The 15,969-nt window shown below is 67.0% G+C and carries 16 protein-coding genes; 11 read left to right on the top strand and 5 right to left on the bottom strand.

The window, feature by feature from the left end; translation table 11 throughout:
• Positions 1–499: 499 nt before the first annotated feature.
• A complete protein-coding gene (gene panS, locus ACYP33_RS21165; protein WP_414449685.1) occupies positions 500–1,426 on the top strand; it encodes a ketopantoate/pantoate/pantothenate transporter PanS in 927 nt (308 codons plus the stop codon).
• Positions 1,427–1,464: 38 nt separating this feature from the next.
• Here the strand turns inward: panS and ACYP33_RS21160 are convergent, their stop codons facing one another.
• Entirely contained in the window at positions 1,465–2,346 is an 882-nt protein-coding gene (locus ACYP33_RS21160; protein WP_459623791.1) for a LysR substrate-binding domain-containing protein, read from the bottom strand.
• 144 nt (positions 2,347–2,490) lie between these two features.
• On the opposite strand from ACYP33_RS21160, the gene ACYP33_RS21155 reads away from it, so the two are divergent.
• The 8 genes from ACYP33_RS21155 (at position 2,491) to ACYP33_RS21120 (ending at position 11,302) form a co-directional block, all read left to right on the top strand.
• Positions 2,491–3,627 carry a muconate/chloromuconate family cycloisomerase gene (locus ACYP33_RS21155; protein WP_459623790.1) on the top strand — a complete coding sequence of 379 codons (1,137 nt, stop codon included), beginning with the start codon at positions 2,491–2,493 and terminating at the stop codon, positions 3,625–3,627.
• Between the two features lie 31 nt (positions 3,628–3,658).
• On the top strand, positions 3,659–3,949 hold the full coding sequence (gene catC, locus ACYP33_RS21150) for a muconolactone Delta-isomerase (RefSeq protein ID WP_414444787.1): 291 nt from the start codon (positions 3,659–3,661) through the stop codon (positions 3,947–3,949).
• Between the two features lie 64 nt (positions 3,950–4,013).
• Entirely contained in the window at positions 4,014–4,961 is a 948-nt protein-coding gene (gene catA, locus ACYP33_RS21145) for a catechol 1,2-dioxygenase (RefSeq protein WP_459623789.1), read from the top strand.
• A 374-nt stretch (positions 4,962–5,335) separates the two neighbouring features.
• Positions 5,336–6,511: a porin gene (locus tag ACYP33_RS21140; protein ID WP_414449681.1), complete on the top strand. Its 1,176-nt coding sequence runs from the start codon at positions 5,336–5,338 to the stop codon at positions 6,509–6,511.
• 23 nt (positions 6,512–6,534) lie between these two features.
• Positions 6,535–7,470, top strand: a complete 936-nt coding sequence (locus tag ACYP33_RS21135) for an extracellular solute-binding protein (protein WP_459623788.1) — start codon at positions 6,535–6,537, stop codon at positions 7,468–7,470.
• 25 nt (positions 7,471–7,495) lie between these two features.
• Positions 7,496–8,314 carry a molybdate ABC transporter permease subunit gene (locus ACYP33_RS21130; protein WP_459623787.1) on the top strand — a complete coding sequence of 273 codons (819 nt, stop codon included), beginning with the start codon at positions 7,496–7,498 and terminating at the stop codon, positions 8,312–8,314.
• Between the two features lie 104 nt (positions 8,315–8,418).
• A complete protein-coding gene (locus ACYP33_RS21125) occupies positions 8,419–10,005 on the top strand; it encodes a methyl-accepting chemotaxis protein (protein ID WP_414449678.1) in 1,587 nt (528 codons plus the stop codon).
• 364 nt (positions 10,006–10,369) lie between these two features.
• Positions 10,370–11,302, top strand: a complete 933-nt coding sequence (locus ACYP33_RS21120) for a hypothetical protein (RefSeq protein ID WP_459623786.1) — start codon at positions 10,370–10,372, stop codon at positions 11,300–11,302.
• Positions 11,303–11,486: 184 nt separating this feature from the next.
• Here the strand turns inward: ACYP33_RS21120 and ACYP33_RS21115 are convergent, their stop codons facing one another.
• Entirely contained in the window at positions 11,487–11,663 is a 177-nt protein-coding gene (locus ACYP33_RS21115) for a DUF1328 family protein (protein WP_414444813.1), read from the bottom strand.
• A gap of 280 nt (positions 11,664–11,943) precedes the next feature.
• On the opposite strand from ACYP33_RS21115, the gene ACYP33_RS21110 reads away from it, so the two are divergent.
• A complete protein-coding gene (locus tag ACYP33_RS21110) occupies positions 11,944–12,504 on the top strand; it encodes a lipocalin family protein (RefSeq protein WP_459623785.1) in 561 nt (186 codons plus the stop codon).
• A 94-nt stretch (positions 12,505–12,598) separates the two neighbouring features.
• A complete protein-coding gene (locus ACYP33_RS21105) occupies positions 12,599–13,414 on the top strand; it encodes an alpha/beta hydrolase (RefSeq protein ID WP_459623784.1) in 816 nt (271 codons plus the stop codon).
• Between the two features lie 27 nt (positions 13,415–13,441).
• Here ACYP33_RS21105 and ACYP33_RS21100 read toward each other — a convergent pair whose 3' ends face one another.
• The 3 genes from ACYP33_RS21100 to ACYP33_RS21090 form a co-directional block, all read right to left on the bottom strand.
• A complete protein-coding gene (locus ACYP33_RS21100) occupies positions 13,442–14,236 on the bottom strand; it encodes a sulfite exporter TauE/SafE family protein (protein WP_459623783.1) in 795 nt (264 codons plus the stop codon).
• A 71-nt stretch (positions 14,237–14,307) separates the two neighbouring features.
• Entirely contained in the window at positions 14,308–14,853 is a 546-nt protein-coding gene (locus tag ACYP33_RS21095) for an OsmC family protein (RefSeq protein WP_414444817.1), read from the bottom strand.
• Positions 14,854–15,041: 188 nt separating this feature from the next.
• A complete protein-coding gene (locus ACYP33_RS21090; RefSeq protein WP_459623782.1) occupies positions 15,042–15,761 on the bottom strand; it encodes an MBL fold metallo-hydrolase in 720 nt (239 codons plus the stop codon).
• Positions 15,762–15,969: the final 208 nt, after the last annotated feature.

Here is a 15,969-nt window from a genome sequence, read left to right as displayed (position 1 = left end):
GCGCCGATGGGTGCCGGTGCGTCTTGGTCTAGGGACGAACTCGGGGCGGGGAAGGGTGGCGTTGCCGCTCATCGGCGGCTTGGTGTTCCTTCTCCCACGACATCATTGGACACAGTCTAGAAGCCGGGGCGACCGGTCAATGTTGCGAGAAAGGATGGAAATCGCGGGTATATCGCGGCTTTGGAACGCGGGATCGGGAACAATTTTCGGTTTGGCGTGGCCGTGGTGCCCGTCGCACCTGCGCGCGGCGGCGCCCGCCAATGGGACGCGCGCCGGTCAGGCATCCGAAGAACCCAATGGCCGGGACTTTCGCCCGTGCAAGGTAGAATCGCCGGTTTTTGCGCCGTCGCCCGGGCGTGCGCCCGTCTCACGAAGCCGGGCGCCAGGCGATCGGCGGCGAACCCGCCGCCGGCCCGCGCGACCGTTCGCGCAGCGTGACGCCGCTGCCGGCGCGTCTTTCGACACTCGACACCAACAAGATCGACCAAGGATTTTCATCATGCTTGCCCGGGTAACCCGACTCTTTCCGCTGTGGGCGGTGCTGATCTCGCTCGCCGCGTATTTCACGCCGGCCACCTTCACGCCGGTCGCGCCGCACGTCACGACGCTGCTCACGCTGATCATGCTGTCGATGGGCGTCACGCTCTCGATCGCCGATTTCCGCCGCGTGTTCACGCGCCCCGCGCCGGTGATCGCCGGCATCGTGCTGCATTACCTCGTGATGCCGCTGGCCGCCTGGGCGCTCGCCAAGATCCTGCGCATGCCGCCCGACCTGACCGCCGGCATGGTGCTGGTGGGCAGCGTGGCGAGCGGCACCGCGTCGAACGTGATGATCTATCTGGCGCGCGGCGACGTGGCGCTGTCGGTCACCATCAGCGCGCTGTCCACGCTGGTGGGCGTGTTCGCCACGCCGCTGCTCACGCGCCTGTACGTGGACGCGTCGATCGTGGTGGACGTGCACGGCATGCTGATGAGCATCCTGCAGATCGTCGCGCTGCCGATCGTGGTGGGCCTGATCGTCAATCACCTGTTCCGCCGCGCGGTGAACGCGATCGAGCCGTACCTGCCGATCGTGTCGATGGTCGCGATCCTGCTGATCATCTCGGCGGTAGTGGCCGGCACGCGCAACAGCATCGCGTCGGTCGGCATGATCGTGATGGTGGGGGTGGTGCTGCACAACGCCATCGGCCTGCTCGGCGGCTACTGGGGCGGGCGCCTGCTCGGCTTCGACGAAGCCGTGTGCCGCACGCTCGCGATCGAGGTCGGCATGCAGAACTCGGGCCTCGCCGCCACGCTCGGCAAGCTGTATTTCACGCCGATCGCCGCGCTGCCGGGCGCGCTGTTCTCGGTATGGCACAACCTGTCGGGTTCGCTGCTGGCCGGGTATTGGGCGGGGCGGCCGGCCAAGGGCTCGACGCGCGACTGAACGCGCGGGGCTGATCCGCTTGGGCCGGCGCGGGCGGGCTAACGATAGACGTCCGCGATCAGCTGCTTGACCAGTTCGATGTAGCGCGAGTTGTCGTTCAGGCGGTGATTGAGAATGACCGGCGAGGTGACGCGTTCGTCGTCGATCAGGCGGTAATGCACGTCGTGGCGCATCTGGCAGGCCGATTGCGGAATCACGCACACCCCGAACTCGGCCGCCACCAGCCCGAGCGCGGTCTGGATCTCGCGCACTTCGAGCACCTCGTTCAAGGCCACGCCATGCCCGTGCATGGCGCTGAGAACCTGATCCGCGAAGCCGGGCCGCGGTTCCTTCGGGTAGACGATCAGCCGCTGCCCGGCAAGCTCCCCGATCGGTATCGGCTGCGTGCTGCCCGCCATCGGCGAGGCGCGCGGCAGCGCCACCGCCAGCCGTTCCTCCAGCACCACGGCGCCCGCCACGCTCGGGTCGCTGTGCGGCACGCGCCCGAAGCCGATATCGATGCGGCCGGCCTTCAGTGCCTCGATCTGCTCGATCGACATCAATTCCACCATCTGGATATCGAGTTCCGGCGCACGCTCGCGCAGCTTCTGCAGCACCTGCGGCAGCCCGCCGTACAGCGTCGACGCCACGAACCCGATCGACAGCACGCTGCGCTGGTGCAGCCCCACGCGCCGCGTGGCGGCCTGCATCTGCTCGGCGCGCCCGAGCAACTGGATCGCCTGCTCGTAGAACAGCCGCCCCGCGTCGGTCAATTGCACCGGCCGGCTGTTGCGGATCAGCAGCGGCACGCCGAGTTCCTCCTCCAGCAACTGCATCTGCCGGCTCAATGGCGGCTGCGCGATATGGAGTTGCGCGGCGGCGCGCGTGAAGTTGCGCTCTCGCGCGACCGCGACGAAATAACGGAGTTGACGGAGATCCATGCCGGTGTACGAGCCTCGCGGCCCGGTGCGGGAAAAGGCGGTTCCATATCTTAAAGGTATCGAGCGGGATAAAAAAGGTGTTGGACGCTGTGCCGTGCCGCGCCGTATAAATCGCTCACTGTCCTTTTTCCTGCCTGATCCGCCATGACTTCCGTGACCGTCGAACGCGTCGAAACTTCCCTTGTCGATCTGCCCACCATCCGGCCGCACAAGCTGTCGGTGGCCACCATGTACGGGCAGACCCTGATGCTGGTGAAGGTGATCTGCAGCGACGGCGTGGTGGGCATCGGCGAGGGCACCACCATCGCCGGCATGGCCTACGGGCCGGAAAGCCCCGAGACGATGAAACTGGCGATCGACGCCTATTTCGCGCCGGCCATGATCGGCCGCGACGCCACGCGCATCCAGGCGCTGATGGCCTACCTCGGCAAGCTCGTCAAGCTCAATCATTTCGCCAAGAGCGCGCTGGAAACCGCGCTGCTCGACGCACATGGCAAGCGGCTCGGCGTGCCCGTCAGCGAATTGCTCGGCGGGCGTCGGCGCGAGCGCGTGCCGGTGGCGTGGACGCTGGCCTCGGGCGACACCGCACGTGACATCGACGAGGCCGAGCGGATGCTGGCCGAGCGCCGGCATCGCATCTTCAAGCTGAAGATCGGCGCGAAGGCGCTTGAAGCGGACATCCGCCACGTTGCCGCGATCAAGCAGGCGCTGGGCGAGCGCGGCTCGGTGCGCGTCGATGTGAACATGGCCTGGAGCGAGACGCAGGCGGTGCGCGCGATTCCCGCGCTGGCCGAGGCCGGTTGCGAACTGGTGGAGCAGCCGGTGGCGTCGCCCGCCGCGCTGGCGCGGCTGATGCGCCGCTTCCCGGTGGCGCTGATGGCCGACGAAATTTTGCAAGGCCCCGAGAGCGCGTTCGAGATCGCCCGGCAGGGCGGCGCGGATGTGTTCGCGATCAAGATCGAGCAGAGCGGCGGCCTGTTCGCGGCGCAGCGCGTGGCGGCGGTGGCCGACGCAGCCGGCATCGAGCTGTACGGCGGCACCATGCTCGAAGGCGCGTTCAGCACGGTGGCCTCGGCGCATCTGTTCGCGAGCTTCGCGAACCTGCAATGGGGCACCGAACTGTTCGGCCCGCTGCTGATCAGCGAGGAGATCCTCACCACGCCGCTCGACTACAGCGATTTCGAACTGACCGTGCCGAGCGGCCCCGGCCTCGGCATCGAACTCGACGCAGCCAAGCTCAAGCGCTTCACGCGCGACGGGCTGATCAAGGTCACGCGCTGAATCCCCCGCACACTCCCACAGGAACGAGACGATGCTTTTCCACGTACGCATGGATGTCAAACCGCCGGCCGACATGCCGGCCGAGCAATTCAACGCGATCAAGCTGCGCGAGATGGCGTATTCGCAGGAACTGCAGCGCAGCGGCAAGTGGCGGCATATCTGGCGCCTGGTGGGCGAGTACGCCAACGTCAGCGTGTTCGACGTCGAGAGCAACGCCGAACTGCACGAGATCCTGATGGGTCTGCCGCTGTTTCCCTACATGACGATCTCGGTGACGCCGCTGTGCCGCCACCCGTCGTCGGTGCGCGAGAACGACGCCTGACGCGCGCCAAACGTCGTACGGCCGCCTGGCCCGAGCCCCTCAATATCACAACAGAGAGACGATCATGAACCCTCAAGTTTTTCACACCCCGCAAGCGCAGGACCTGCTGAAGGCCGCCTCGAACCTCGACGGCGGCAAGGGCACGGGCCACGGCAACGCGCGCGCGCAGCACATCATCCATCGGCTGCTCGGCGACCTGTTCAAGGCGATCGACGAACTGGACATCACGGCCGACGAAGTCTGGGCAGGCATCGCCTACCTGAACAAGCTCGGGCAGGACGGCGAGGCGGCGCTGCTGGCGGCCGGCCTCGGTCTCGAAAAATATCTCGACATCCGCATGGACGCCGAGGACGAGCAGGCCGGCCTGACGGGCGGCACGCCGCGCACCATCGAGGGGCCGCTGTACGTGGCCGGTGCGCCGGTGCGCGACGGCATGAGCCGGATCGATCTCGACGCCGACGACCACGCCGGCCCGCTCGTGATCCACGGCACCGTGACCGGCACGGACGGCAAGCCGGTGGCCGGTGCGATCGTCGAATGCTGGCATGCGAATTCGCATGGTTTCTATTCGCATTTCGATCCGACCACCGCGCAGAGCGAATTCAACCTGCGCGGCGCGGTACGCACCGGCGCCGACGGCAAGTACGCATTTCACACGCTGATGCCGGTCGGCTACGGCTGCCCGCCGCAGGGCGCGACGCAGCAACTGCTGGACGCGCTGGGCCGCCACGGCAACCGCCCCGCGCACGTCCACTTCTTCGTGACGAGCGAGCGCTTCCGCAAGCTGACCACGCAATTCAATATCGAGGGCGATCCGCTGATCTGGGATGACTTCGCGTATGCCACACGCGAGGAACTGATTCCGCACGTGGTCGAGAAGACGTGCGGCCTGGCGCTTGGCCTGAAGGCCGATGGCTATCGGTCGATCGAGTTCGACATCGTGCTGACCGCGCTGCCGCAAGGTGGCGACAACCAGATCGTCAGCCGCCCGCGGGTGTCCGCGACGGCATAACGAAAGCTTCGAGCGGGAATCAGCAGGACCAAGCAGGAACCAGCGGGGGCCATGCCGGCAGGCATGGCCCCCGTTTCGCATGGGGCGCTCCGATCCCGTTTCGATGCGCGCGCAACGTCTTGCAACTGTGTTTCCCGGGCACGCCGCGAACTGTATTCGGAAAGCGTTGCGTTTGATCGACGTTGGCGGTCGGGGCGTCTTTACGCGTCGATAACGGATCGCTATATTTCGCCAGCCATAACGCGCCACCACATTTTCACGCGCGATGGATCGCTCCCGCACGAGCGACGACCTGTGCTGCCCGCGACGAAGACCACGTCGATCGGGCCTCATGCGGCGAACTGCCCCACACGATAATCAGAAAGGATCAAGACATGAAGAAGACGACCGCGACCGTCCTGCTCGGATGCGTCGGCGTGACCGCGCACGCGCAAAGCAGCGTGACGCTGTACGGCATCATCGATTCCGGCGTCACGTACGTGAACCACGCCGCCACGGCCACCGGCACCAGCAAGAGTTTGGTCAAGTTCGGCGACGGCGTGGCGCAGGGCAGCCGCTGGGGCATTCGCGGCAGCGAGGATCTCGGCTCGGGCCTCAAGGCGATCTTCGTGCTCGAAAGCGGTTTCAGCTCGGGCGACGGCACGCTCGGCCAGGGTGGCGCGCTGTTCGGCCGCCAGGCGTCGGTCGGCCTGTCGAAGGAGAACGTCGGTTCGCTGTCGTTCGGCCGTCAATACTCGCTGTCGACCGAGTACATCGGCGGCAACTACACGATGGGCAACCAGACGGTCGCGGGCAATTACGCGTTCCATATCAACGATCTCGACCAACTGACGTCGAGCCGGATCAACAACTCGGTCAAGTTCAACAGCGCGAACTTCGCGGGCTTCACGTTCGGCGCGTTGTACGGTTTTTCGAATCAGGCAGGCGCGTTCGCCGGCCAGCCCACCACCACCGCGGGCACCACCACCACGCAAGGCTCGTCGAGCACCTACAGCTTCGGCCTGAACTATGCGCAGGGGCCGTTCGCCGCGGGCGCCGCGTACACCGCCATCCGCTTCCCGAACGGCGCGACGCCGGCGTTCAGCGTGACCGCCGCAAACGTCAACACGGGTGGCCTGCACGAGCTCGAAACGCTCGGCATCGGCGCGCGCTACCTGATCGGCGCGGGCACCGTGTGGGGCAACTGGACCCACACGCGCTTCGTGCCGATCGCGGGCCGCGCCTCGACGATGAACAACTACGAAATCGGCGGCAAGTACGGCATCACGACCGCGCTGAACGTCGGCCTCGGCTACACGTTCCAGGAACTGACGGGCGGCTTCGCCGGCCACTGGAACCAGTTCAACAGCGCGGTGGACTACGCGCTGTCCAAGCGCACCGACGTGTATCTGGTCGGCATCTACCAGCGCGCCTCGGGCAGCAACACGATCGGCGGGCGCGTGGTGCCGGTGCAGGCCGAGATCGGTTCGAGCTCGAGCTTCATCGGCAATTCGGGCGGCGGCGCGAACAACCAGCTCGCGGTGCGCGTCGGCCTGCGCCACAAGTTCTGATGCCGGGCGCCGCCGCAATGCACATGACTCGACGCGCCGCGACCCGGCGGCGCATTGGCGGGCTCGGGCTCGCCGTCGCGCTCGGCGCGGCCGGCGCGGCGCACGCCGAACCGGCGCTGCGCGTGACCTATGCCGGCTCGATGGGCGTGGTGATGGACAAGGGCCTCGGCCCGGCGTTCGCCAAGACCGCCAATCTGCAGTACGAAGGGCAGGGCGAGGGCGCCTACGGCATGGCGCGCCTGCTGGCGTCGAAGAAGATCGTCGCGGACGTGTTCGTGTCGATCACGCCCGGCCCGATGCAGATCCTGAAGGATGCGAACCTGATCGATCAGGCGGTGCCGGTCGCCAGCACCAGCATGGTGATCGCGTTCAATCCGAAGAGCGCGTTCGCCAAACAGCTCGAAGCCAGCCGTCACGGCGGCGAGCCGTGGTGGAAGGTGCTGCAGACGCCCGGCCTGCGGTTCGGCCGGACCGATGCGCGGGTCGATCCGCAAGGGCAGAACATCGTCTTCACGATGATGCTGGCCGCGAAGTATTACGCGCAGCCAGATCTGGCCCGCCAGGTGCTCGGCGATACGGACAATCCGCAGCAGGTGTTCGGCGAGGGCGGCTTGCTGACGCGCCTCGAAGCGGGGCAGGTGGATGCCTCGTCCGGCTACGAAAGCGCGACGATCTCGGCCGGGCTGCCCTATATCGCGCTGCCCGACGAGATCAACCTGAGCAATCCGAAGTATGCGAAGGACTGGTACGCCAACGTGTCGTTCCCGATCACCGATCCGTCGGGCCAATCGAAAACGTTGCGCCCGCAACCGTTGGTGTTCTACGCGGCGGTGCTGAAGAACGCGCCGAACCCCGAGGCGGCGCGCGGCTTCGCGGCGTTCCTGAACAGCGCGGCGGGCCAGGCGATCTTCCGCCAGAACGGTTACGGCGCGCCGAAGGGCGAGGCGCTGTATCCGTGACGGTCGCCTCGTCGGGCGCGTAGCGATGCCGGCTTGGTTCTCGGCGCGGCTGCCGTTGCGTCTGTCCTTGCGTGATACCGCCGGCATGGCCTGGATCGGGCTCGTGCCGGCGCTCGCGTTGCTGATGCTGCCGCTGCTGTCGCTGATGCACGACACGCGCTGGGGGCAACTGAGCGCGGCGTACGGCGATTGGCATGCGGTGGGCGTGTCGGCGGTGCTCAGTACCTGGGCGATGCTCGCGATCGTCGCGCTCGGGCTGCCGCTGGCGATCTGGCTGGCCCGCACGCGCTCGCGGCTGGGCGCCTGCGTCAACGTGCTGGTGCTGTATTCGCTGCTGATGCCGTCTCTGGCGATGGGGATTCTGCTGGTGTCGGCCTACGGGCCGTATGGCACGGTGGGCCGCGCGCTCGGCGCGCTCGGGCTGTCGCTGAACAACAATGCCGGCTCGTTCATCCTGGCGCAGGTCTACGGCGGCCTCGCCTATTTCGTGATCGCGGCGCGCACCGCGTTCGAGAACGTGCCGGGCGTGCTGGAGGAGGCGTCGCAGGATCTCGGCGCGTCGCCCGCGCGCACCTTCCTGCGCATCACGCTGCCGCTCGCCGCGCGCGAGCTGACGACCGGCGCGCTCGTGACCTGGGTGCGGATCGTCGGCGAGTTCGGCATCGTCGCCGTGTTCTCGTATTTCCCGCAGGGCATCCCGGTCAAGCTCTATATCAATCTGCAGAACAGCGGAATCCAGTCCGTCTATGTGCTGACATGGATTCTGGTGGCCGTGATGCTGCCCGTGCCGGTGCTGGTGATGTCGCTGTTTCGCGGCGGGCGGCATGGGGGGAAGCACGGCTGACCCGCCGTTAGTTTTTTTCTATTGTCCTTATTGAGTGAGGGTGTACCGAGCGATCTTCCATTATGTGAGACTATCGGGCCCACATAAATAATAGTGAGGCGGAGATGTTGCTTCTTAAAGACATACGGGTAGGCACGCGGGTGGCAGCGGGATTCGGCGTGGTGTTGTTGATTCTGGTGGCGTTGACCGTCATCGGGATCTTTCGGGTCAACATGATCAACGCGAGTCTGGCGACCATCAACGACGTGAACAGCGTCAAGGAGACCTACGCGATCGCGTTTCGCGGCAGCGTCCACGACCGCGCCATCGCGCTGCGCGACGCGGTGCTGGTGCCGGCCGACGACGTGGCGCGCGTCGCCGCCCACATCGCCGCGCTGAACGAGGACTATCAACGGGCCGCCGCGCCGCTGACGGCGCAGGTGGCCGATCGCAAGCAGGCCTCCGACGACGAGCGCGCCATGTTCGCGCGAATCCGCCAGGACGAGGCGCGCGTGATGCCGCTGATCGCCACCGTGCTGCAGGCGCGCACCGGCGGCGACCAGGCCGGCGCGCAGGACACCGTGCTGAAGCAGGCCGGGCCGGCGTTCGTGCAGTGGCTCAACGACATCAATGCGTTCATCGACATGGAAGAGGCGCTGAACAAGGTGCAGGCCGAATCGGCGCGCCAGGTCGGCCGCACGTTCCAGTTGCTGATGCTGGTGCTGACCGGCGTGGCGATCGTGGTGGGTGCGCTGATCGCCTGGCTGATCAGCCGCGACATCACGCGCGCGCTCGGCGGCGAGCCGGACGAGGTGCGCCACCTCGCCAATGCGATCCGTGAAGGGTCGCTGGTGCAGCAGGCCAACGTGAGCCCCGGCGACACCGACAGCATCCTGGCCACCATGGACCGCATGCGCGGCGCGTTGCGCGACGTGGTGGGCAACGTGCGCACGCATGCCGACGGCGTGCTCAGTGCGAGCCTGCAGATCGCGCAGGGCAACGAGGATCTGTCGACGCGCACCGAATCGCAATCGGCCTCGCTGGAGCAGACCACCGCCTCGATGGCGCAACTGACCGGCACCGTCAAGCAGAACTCCGCGAGCGCCAAGCAGGCCAGCGAGCTGGCCACCACCGCCGAGGACGTGGCGGCGCGCGGCAGCGAGAGCATGCGCGACGTGGTCAGCACCATGGACGACATTTCCACCGCGTCGGCCCGGATCGCCGACATCATCTCGGTGATCGAGGGCATTGCGTTCCAGACCAACATCCTGGCGCTGAACGCGGCCGTCGAGGCGGCGCGCGCCGGCCCGCAGGGCCGCGGCTTCGCCGTGGTCGCCACCGAGGTGCGTTCGCTCGCGCAGCGCGCGGCCACCGCCGCGAAGGAAATCAAGGCGCTGATCGAGGATTCCGTCAGCCGCGTGCGGCTCGGCTCGACCAAGGTGCAGGACGCCGGGCGGACGATGGAGGAAATTCTCGGCTCGGTGCGCCGCGTGAACCTGATCATGAGCGAGATCGCGGCCGCCTCCGACGTGCAGAACGACGGCATCGAGCAGGTCGGCCGGGCGATCGCGCATATCGACGACGCCACCATCCAGAACGCCGCGCTGGTCGAGCAGGCATCGGCTGCTGCTGCGGCGCTGCGCGAGCAGGCGCATGCGCTGCATGGGGCGGTGTCGGTGTTTCGGGTGGAGGATGGGCGGTTGGCGGCTTAATGTTCTTGCCGGGCCGGGCCGGTTTGATCTGGTTCTCTTCTGCCCGGTTCGGCTCTTTTGGCCCGGTGACGGCATGCGGATGCCGCCCGGGCCGGCAATGCCCACGTCCTGGCCGCCCGGCCTCGCGCTCCGAGCAAGGCCGCCTCGGTGGCGCCCCTTCCGCCCCCGCCATCTCCATGACATCCCCGCCCGCCACACTGCATCTTTGCTGCGGTGCGGCTAAACTCACCGCATTGAAGCTGGCCGACGCTGCTTGAAAGCGTTCGATGCCATGTTGCAATGCGGCGGATTCCTGTCATTCCGCTTGCGGTTCCCGACGTATTCGCCCCCGGCAGTCCTGTCCGCCCCAATGGAGGAAGTCATCGTGGATGCAAAGAGAAACGGCACGCTGTACGTTCTGCAAACCCGCCCGCCCGCGATCATCGCGCTGTCGTCCGACGGCTCGCACGAAGCGGTCGTCACGAACCTGACGTTCACGCCCGACGGCATCAAGGTCGATGCCGAGAACGGCGTCATCTACTGGTCCAACATGGGCAGCGGCGTTCACCTGATCGATTCCGATCCGGCGGCCGGCGCGGTGCCACCGAACGACGGCACGATCGAACGCGCGAATCTCGACGGCAGCGATCACCGCGTGCTGGTGGCGTCCGGCCTGGCCGGCACGCCGAAGGAACTCGCGCTCGACATCGAAGGCGGCCTGATCTACTGGTGCGACCGCGAAGGCATGCGCGTGATGCGCGCGCGGCTCGACGGCTCGGACGTCACGGTGCTCGTCAAGACCGGCGAGTTCCCGGCCGACACCGCCGACGCCACCCGCCACTGCGTGGGCATCGCGCTCGACAAGCCGAACGGTCATCTGTACTGGACGCAGAAGGGCGCACCCGACGCCGGTGAAGGCCGGATCTTCCGCGCCGGCCTCGACCTGCCGGCCGGCGCCTCGCCGGCGGCCCGCCCCGATGTCGTGTGCCTGCTCGACAAGCTGCCGGAGCCGATCGATCTCGACATCGATAGGCAGGAAAACGTGCTGTACTGGACCGACCGCGGCGACGACGCGCACGACGGCAATACGCTGAACCGCGCGCACGTCGCGCCCGACGGGCTGGTCAATCACGAAGTGCTGGCGCACGGGCTGAAAGAAGGCATCGGGCTGTCGCTCGACGAGCCGGGCCGCCGCGCATTCGTGACGGACCTCGGCGGCAACGTGCTCGAATTCGATATCGACACGACCGAGAAGAATCACTTCACGTCGATCGCGCATCTCGGGCCGTTGACCGGGATCGATTACGTCGACGGCTGAAGGCGGAACAGGATGCCGCGCGAATGTCGCGGGGCATCCTGGCATTACCGGCTTGTCGCAAGGGAGAGGAGAGAATCCCTTGAGGAATGCGAATGATTGGCCGAGATCGGCAACGGTTCAAACGGCGCCGCGCGGCGGCTGTTAAGCAGCCGCGCGCACGCCTGCGATCCAGGCGCGCAGCCCGCTATTTCACGACCCGTTTCGCCACCACGACCCCGATCACCAGGAACACGATGCACAGCAGCAGGAACAAGCCGAACAGCAGCTTGGCGATGGCGGCCGACCCGGCGGCAATGCCCGTGAACCCGAACAGCCCCGCGACGATCGCGATGACGGCAAAAATCAGTGCCCATTTCAACATGATGGTGTGCTCCCGTTAGAGTGGTGGCCCCTTTATGCAATTGCCGCGCCAACTCGGCCGGATTGCCCGCCGGGCCTTGCGCCAAGCGGTATCGCGACACATCACACGCCATGCTTCGCGCCACGCACGCGACGCACCGGGAGGTAAATACTACAAACGGTGCGCGACCCTCTTATAAAAATGCCCAGCTTTCCGGCTGCGCATCTCGTTGCGCCCCGGCCGGCCGTGCTGGTATCGAATCTGCTTCAGGATTCCAGATCAATTCCGTGAGGACATCCCGATGAACCGTTCCCTGGTGCGCTTCTCCACGCTGGCCGTCGCGGTGTCGGCCGCGGCCTTGCTGCTGAACGGCTGCGCCGGCTTCGGCGGCGGCAAGCGCGGCAACGCGGCGGTGCCGCAGCCGGCCAAGCCGGTCGAGCTCGATCGCTATCTCGGCCGCTGGCATGAGCTCGCGCGTTACGAGAATCGCTTCGAGCGCGGCTGCGATGGCGTTACGGCTGATTACGCCCTGCGCGACGACGGTTTGATCGAGGTGGTCAACGCATGCAGCCGCGGCGCGAACGGCAAGCCGCGTTCGGTGCAGGGGCGTGCGAAGCGGGTGCCGGACAGCGGCGGGGCGAAGCTCAAGGTGTCGTTCTTCGGGCCGTTCTACGTCGGCGATTACTGGGTGCTCGATCATGCGGACGACTACACCTGGTCGATCGTCGGCGAGCCGTCCGGGCGCTTTCTGTGGCTGCTGACACGCGATGCGAATCCGTCGACGCTGTTGCGCCAGCAACTGGTCGCGCGCGCGGCGGAACTGGGCTACGACATCTCGCTGCTGCGCATGACGGCGCAGTGAATCCGGTGCGGTGAATTACCGCGTAATAATCGCAACACGTCGAAAAACCGGCCAACTCCTTATACTGGCGCGTTTTCAACCTGACGAACGCGTGATGGCTGCCAAGCGGATTCTTGTCTCTTGCCTGCTGCTCGCCGCCGGCGCCTATCTGGCTGCGGCGGCGGCCCTGTATCTGCTGCAGGACCGGATGCTGTTGCCGTCCACGCCGCACGCGGAAGACCCACGCGACATGCCGCACCCGGGCGAGCGTATCGAGCGCTGGGAAATCGGCGGTCAATACGCGGGCTATATCGTCACGCCGGACGGCGCGGCGCCGCGCGGCACCGTGATCGTCTATCACGGTAATGAGGAATCCTCCGAAACCAAGCTGCCGCTCGCGAACGTGTTCGTGCAGGCGGGCTATCGCGTCGCGATCGTCGAGTATCCGGGGCACGGCAGCCGCCCCGGCGAGCGCACCATGCGCGCCGCGCTGGCCGCGTCGCGCGACGCGCTGGCGCAGACGCTCGCGAGCTGGCCCGGACGGGTGTGGCTGGTCGGGGAGTCGCTCGGTGCGGGGATGGCGGCGCGCGTGGTGCAGGGCAACGAGCGGGCGTTGGCAGGCGTGGCGCTGATCACGCCGTGGGATACGTTGGCTTCGGTGGCCGGCGAGAAGTATCCGATGTTCCCGGTGCGCTGGATGCTGCATGATCGCTTCGATTCGGTCGCCGCCGTGTCCGATTACCGCGGCCCGCTGGTGGTGATCGGCTCGGTGCGCGACACGCTGATTCCGGTCGCGCATGCCGAGCGCCTCGCGAGCCGGCATCCGGGCAGCCATCTGATGCTGCTGCCGGAGGCCGATCACGACACCTGGTTCGACAACATGAGCGAGCCGCACTGGCAGCAGGTGATGCGCTGGCTCGACGCGGCCTGATTGCCGGCGTCGGCCGTGCGCCCCGCGTTACAGCAGGTCGCGCGCGAGCCACCACACCGCCACGGCCACCACCAGAATCGAGAACGTGACCTGCGTCCACTGCCACGGCACGCGGCCGGCCACGTTGCGGCCCACCACCAGCCCGCCGACGGTGGCCGCGATGAAGATCGCGCCGTTCTCGGGCAGATGCACGCCGCCCACCAGCGCGCCGGCCGCCGTGATCGAACTGACCAGCGCCACCACCATCAGCGAGGTCGACGCGGCGACGCGAATATCCACATCGGAGAACTGCCGCAACGCCGGCACGATCACGAAGCCGCCACCCACGCCGAGCATGCCGGTGAGCAGGCCCGCGAACGCGCCGGTGCCGGCCAGCGACAGCGTGCAGGCCAGCGTCCAGCGAAAGCGCCCGGTGGCGGGGTCGACGTGGCACGGGCAGCGCCGGGCCGCCGCTTGCGCCTGCTGCTTGGCGAACACCGGCAACAACATCCGAACCGCCACGATCAGCATGATCACGCAGAAGCCGATCACCAGCACGTGGGTGGGCAGCACATGCGCGGCGCGCAAGCCGAGCGGCGCGAACAGCGCGCCGGCGGTGGCCATCACGGCGGCGGCCCGGTAGCGCACGGTGCGCTGGCGCAGCGCGGCCACGGTGCCGACGGCCGCGGCCAGCGCCACGGCGATCAGCGAAATCGGCGTGGCGTCGCGGTTGGCGATGCCGAGGCCGAGCACCAGGAACGGCATCGCGAGCACGCCGCCGCCGGCGCCCGTCATGCCCAGAATGATGCCGACGACGGCACCGCAAATCAGACCAGTCAACATGAAAACGCTCGGTGCGAGGCGAAGAAGGGAGCGGGCCGGCGCGCCGCATCGGCGGGCCGGCCCGAGCCGGATCAGCTTGCGGTGGCGATGCTGAACGGAATCGGATTGCGCATGGTATTGGCCACCGGCGAGCAATAGTTCGCATGGCTGACGATATCGTCGAGTTCCTTGCGCGAGGCATCGCCTTCGATCACGACCTTGACGCGAATCTCCTGGAAGCCCATCTGCGACGGTTGACGGTCCGCGCCGCCGGCGCCCCAGGCTGCTGTGTTGCCGATATCGCCTTCGAGGAAGATCTCGAGGCGCGACAGGCGCACGTTGCGATGCGTGGCCACCGCCGTGATGCCGACCGACAGGCAGCCGCCCAGCGCCGACAGTGCCACTTCGCCCGGCGCCGGCACGGTGTTCTCGCCCATCAGGTGCAGCGGCTCGTCTACCACCACCGGGTTGTGATCGCCGACGAAGCTCCACGAACGGAACTGGCCTTGCAGCACCGTGTGAACCTTGTTGGTGCCACGGCGTTCCGGGTTGTCGCGGCTGGCGGCGGCGAATTTCTCGAGGCCGTCGCGATCGATCGGGCGCAGGTAGGTTTGAACGGCTTCGTGGGTCGTGCTCATGAGGAATCTCCTTGGGTTGACAGGCAACGCAACTGAATGGCGGGTGACCGGTGCCGGTCCGCATGCCGCCGTGTGCGGCATGGATTCACTGTACCGGCGGGGCCTGAGTTTCGACATGCTCCGCCGGCGCAACCCCATGCCCGATCGTCTCGTTTTCGGGGTTTGCCAGTCGAGGCACGAGGCGTCTCTCAACCTTGCCACGCCGGTTTGTTGCCAGGCTGCCCGCACGCGAGGTTAGCGGGCACGGCCACGTCCATCATCTTCGGGTGCGGCAGGTTCAGCGATTCCATGATCTGCACGTACTGCGCCTGCGTCTTGCCGGCGATGCGCGGATTGAAGCGCTTCTCCTCGCCGATCGACGACGCATTCCAGCCCTTGTAATCGTGCGCCGGATAGACGGTGGTGGTGTCGGGCAGCGTGAACAGGCGGTTGACGATCGAATCCCACGAGCGTCGCGGGTCGCCGTTCTGGAAATCGGTGCGGCCGCTGCCGCGAATCAGCAGCACGTCGCCGGTGAACACGGCGCGCGGGCCGTCGTTTTCGAGCACGAAGCTGAACGATTCGTCGGTGTGGCCGGGCGTGTAGAGCGCGCGCAGGCGCACGCCGTCGATGTCGATCAGTTCGTTGTCTTGAACATGCGTGCTCACGCAATGCGCCTTCGAGCGGTCGCCCATCACGGTCACGCATTGGGTGGCGTCGCGCAGGTCGCCGAGCGCGGTGACGTGGTCGGCGTGCACGTGGGTGTCGATCGCCTGCACGAGCCGCAGGTCCAGCTCGGCGATCGCCTTCAGGTACTGATCGAGCTGCTCCTTGACCGGATCGATGATCAGGGCTTCGCCGCCGCTGCGCGAGGCGAGCAGGTAGGTGAAGGTGCAGGATTGCGCGTCGAAAAACTGTCGAAAAATCATCTCGGGACCTCTCTGCTTCGAATGCCCAGGGTCGTGGGGGCGGCTTGTGGGGCGGCGCGGATTGCCGTTCCGTGTCGAGCTTAACGGCGCGGCGAGCGGGGGCGAATGCCCGGCAGGATCAAGAGCATGCCCGTTTGACTCACGATACCGGGGCCGGCCTCACGCGCGGCGCGATGTGAAGCCCGCGGCGCGTATTCGAAACCGTCGC

This window comes from Burkholderia sp. 3C, from assembly GCF_054589155.1.
The sequence above is the reverse complement of the archived record's forward strand: the minus strand, read 5'-3'. Positions and strand labels throughout refer to the sequence as shown.

Bases quoted from the DNA above. Each gene is read 5' to 3' on its own strand.
- panS (WP_414449685.1), top strand. From the start codon at position 500: ATGCTTGCCCGGGTAACCCGACTCTTTCCGCTGTGGGCGGTGCTGATC.
- ACYP33_RS21160 (WP_459623791.1), bottom strand. From the start codon at position 2,346: ATGGATCTCCGTCAACTCCGTTATTTCGTCGCGGTCGCGCGAGAGCGC.
- ACYP33_RS21155 (WP_459623790.1), top strand. From the start codon at position 2,491: ATGACTTCCGTGACCGTCGAACGCGTCGAAACTTCCCTTGTCGATCTG.
- catC (WP_414444787.1), top strand. From the start codon at position 3,659: ATGCTTTTCCACGTACGCATGGATGTCAAACCGCCGGCCGACATGCCG.
- catA (WP_459623789.1), top strand. From the start codon at position 4,014: ATGAACCCTCAAGTTTTTCACACCCCGCAAGCGCAGGACCTGCTGAAG.
- ACYP33_RS21140 (WP_414449681.1), top strand. From the start codon at position 5,336: ATGAAGAAGACGACCGCGACCGTCCTGCTCGGATGCGTCGGCGTGACC.
- ACYP33_RS21135 (WP_459623788.1), top strand. From the start codon at position 6,535: ATGACTCGACGCGCCGCGACCCGGCGGCGCATTGGCGGGCTCGGGCTC.
- ACYP33_RS21130 (WP_459623787.1), top strand. From the start codon at position 7,496: ATGCCGGCTTGGTTCTCGGCGCGGCTGCCGTTGCGTCTGTCCTTGCGT.
- ACYP33_RS21125 (WP_414449678.1), top strand. From the start codon at position 8,419: ATGTTGCTTCTTAAAGACATACGGGTAGGCACGCGGGTGGCAGCGGGA.
- ACYP33_RS21115 (WP_414444813.1), bottom strand. From the start codon at position 11,663: ATGTTGAAATGGGCACTGATTTTTGCCGTCATCGCGATCGTCGCGGGG.
- ACYP33_RS21110 (WP_459623785.1), top strand. From the start codon at position 11,944: ATGAACCGTTCCCTGGTGCGCTTCTCCACGCTGGCCGTCGCGGTGTCG.
- ACYP33_RS21105 (WP_459623784.1), top strand. From the start codon at position 12,599: ATGGCTGCCAAGCGGATTCTTGTCTCTTGCCTGCTGCTCGCCGCCGGC.
- ACYP33_RS21100 (WP_459623783.1), bottom strand. From the start codon at position 14,236: ATGTTGACTGGTCTGATTTGCGGTGCCGTCGTCGGCATCATTCTGGGC.
- ACYP33_RS21095 (WP_414444817.1), bottom strand. From the start codon at position 14,853: ATGAGCACGACCCACGAAGCCGTTCAAACCTACCTGCGCCCGATCGAT.
- ACYP33_RS21090 (WP_459623782.1), bottom strand. From the start codon at position 15,761: ATGATTTTTCGACAGTTTTTCGACGCGCAATCCTGCACCTTCACCTAC.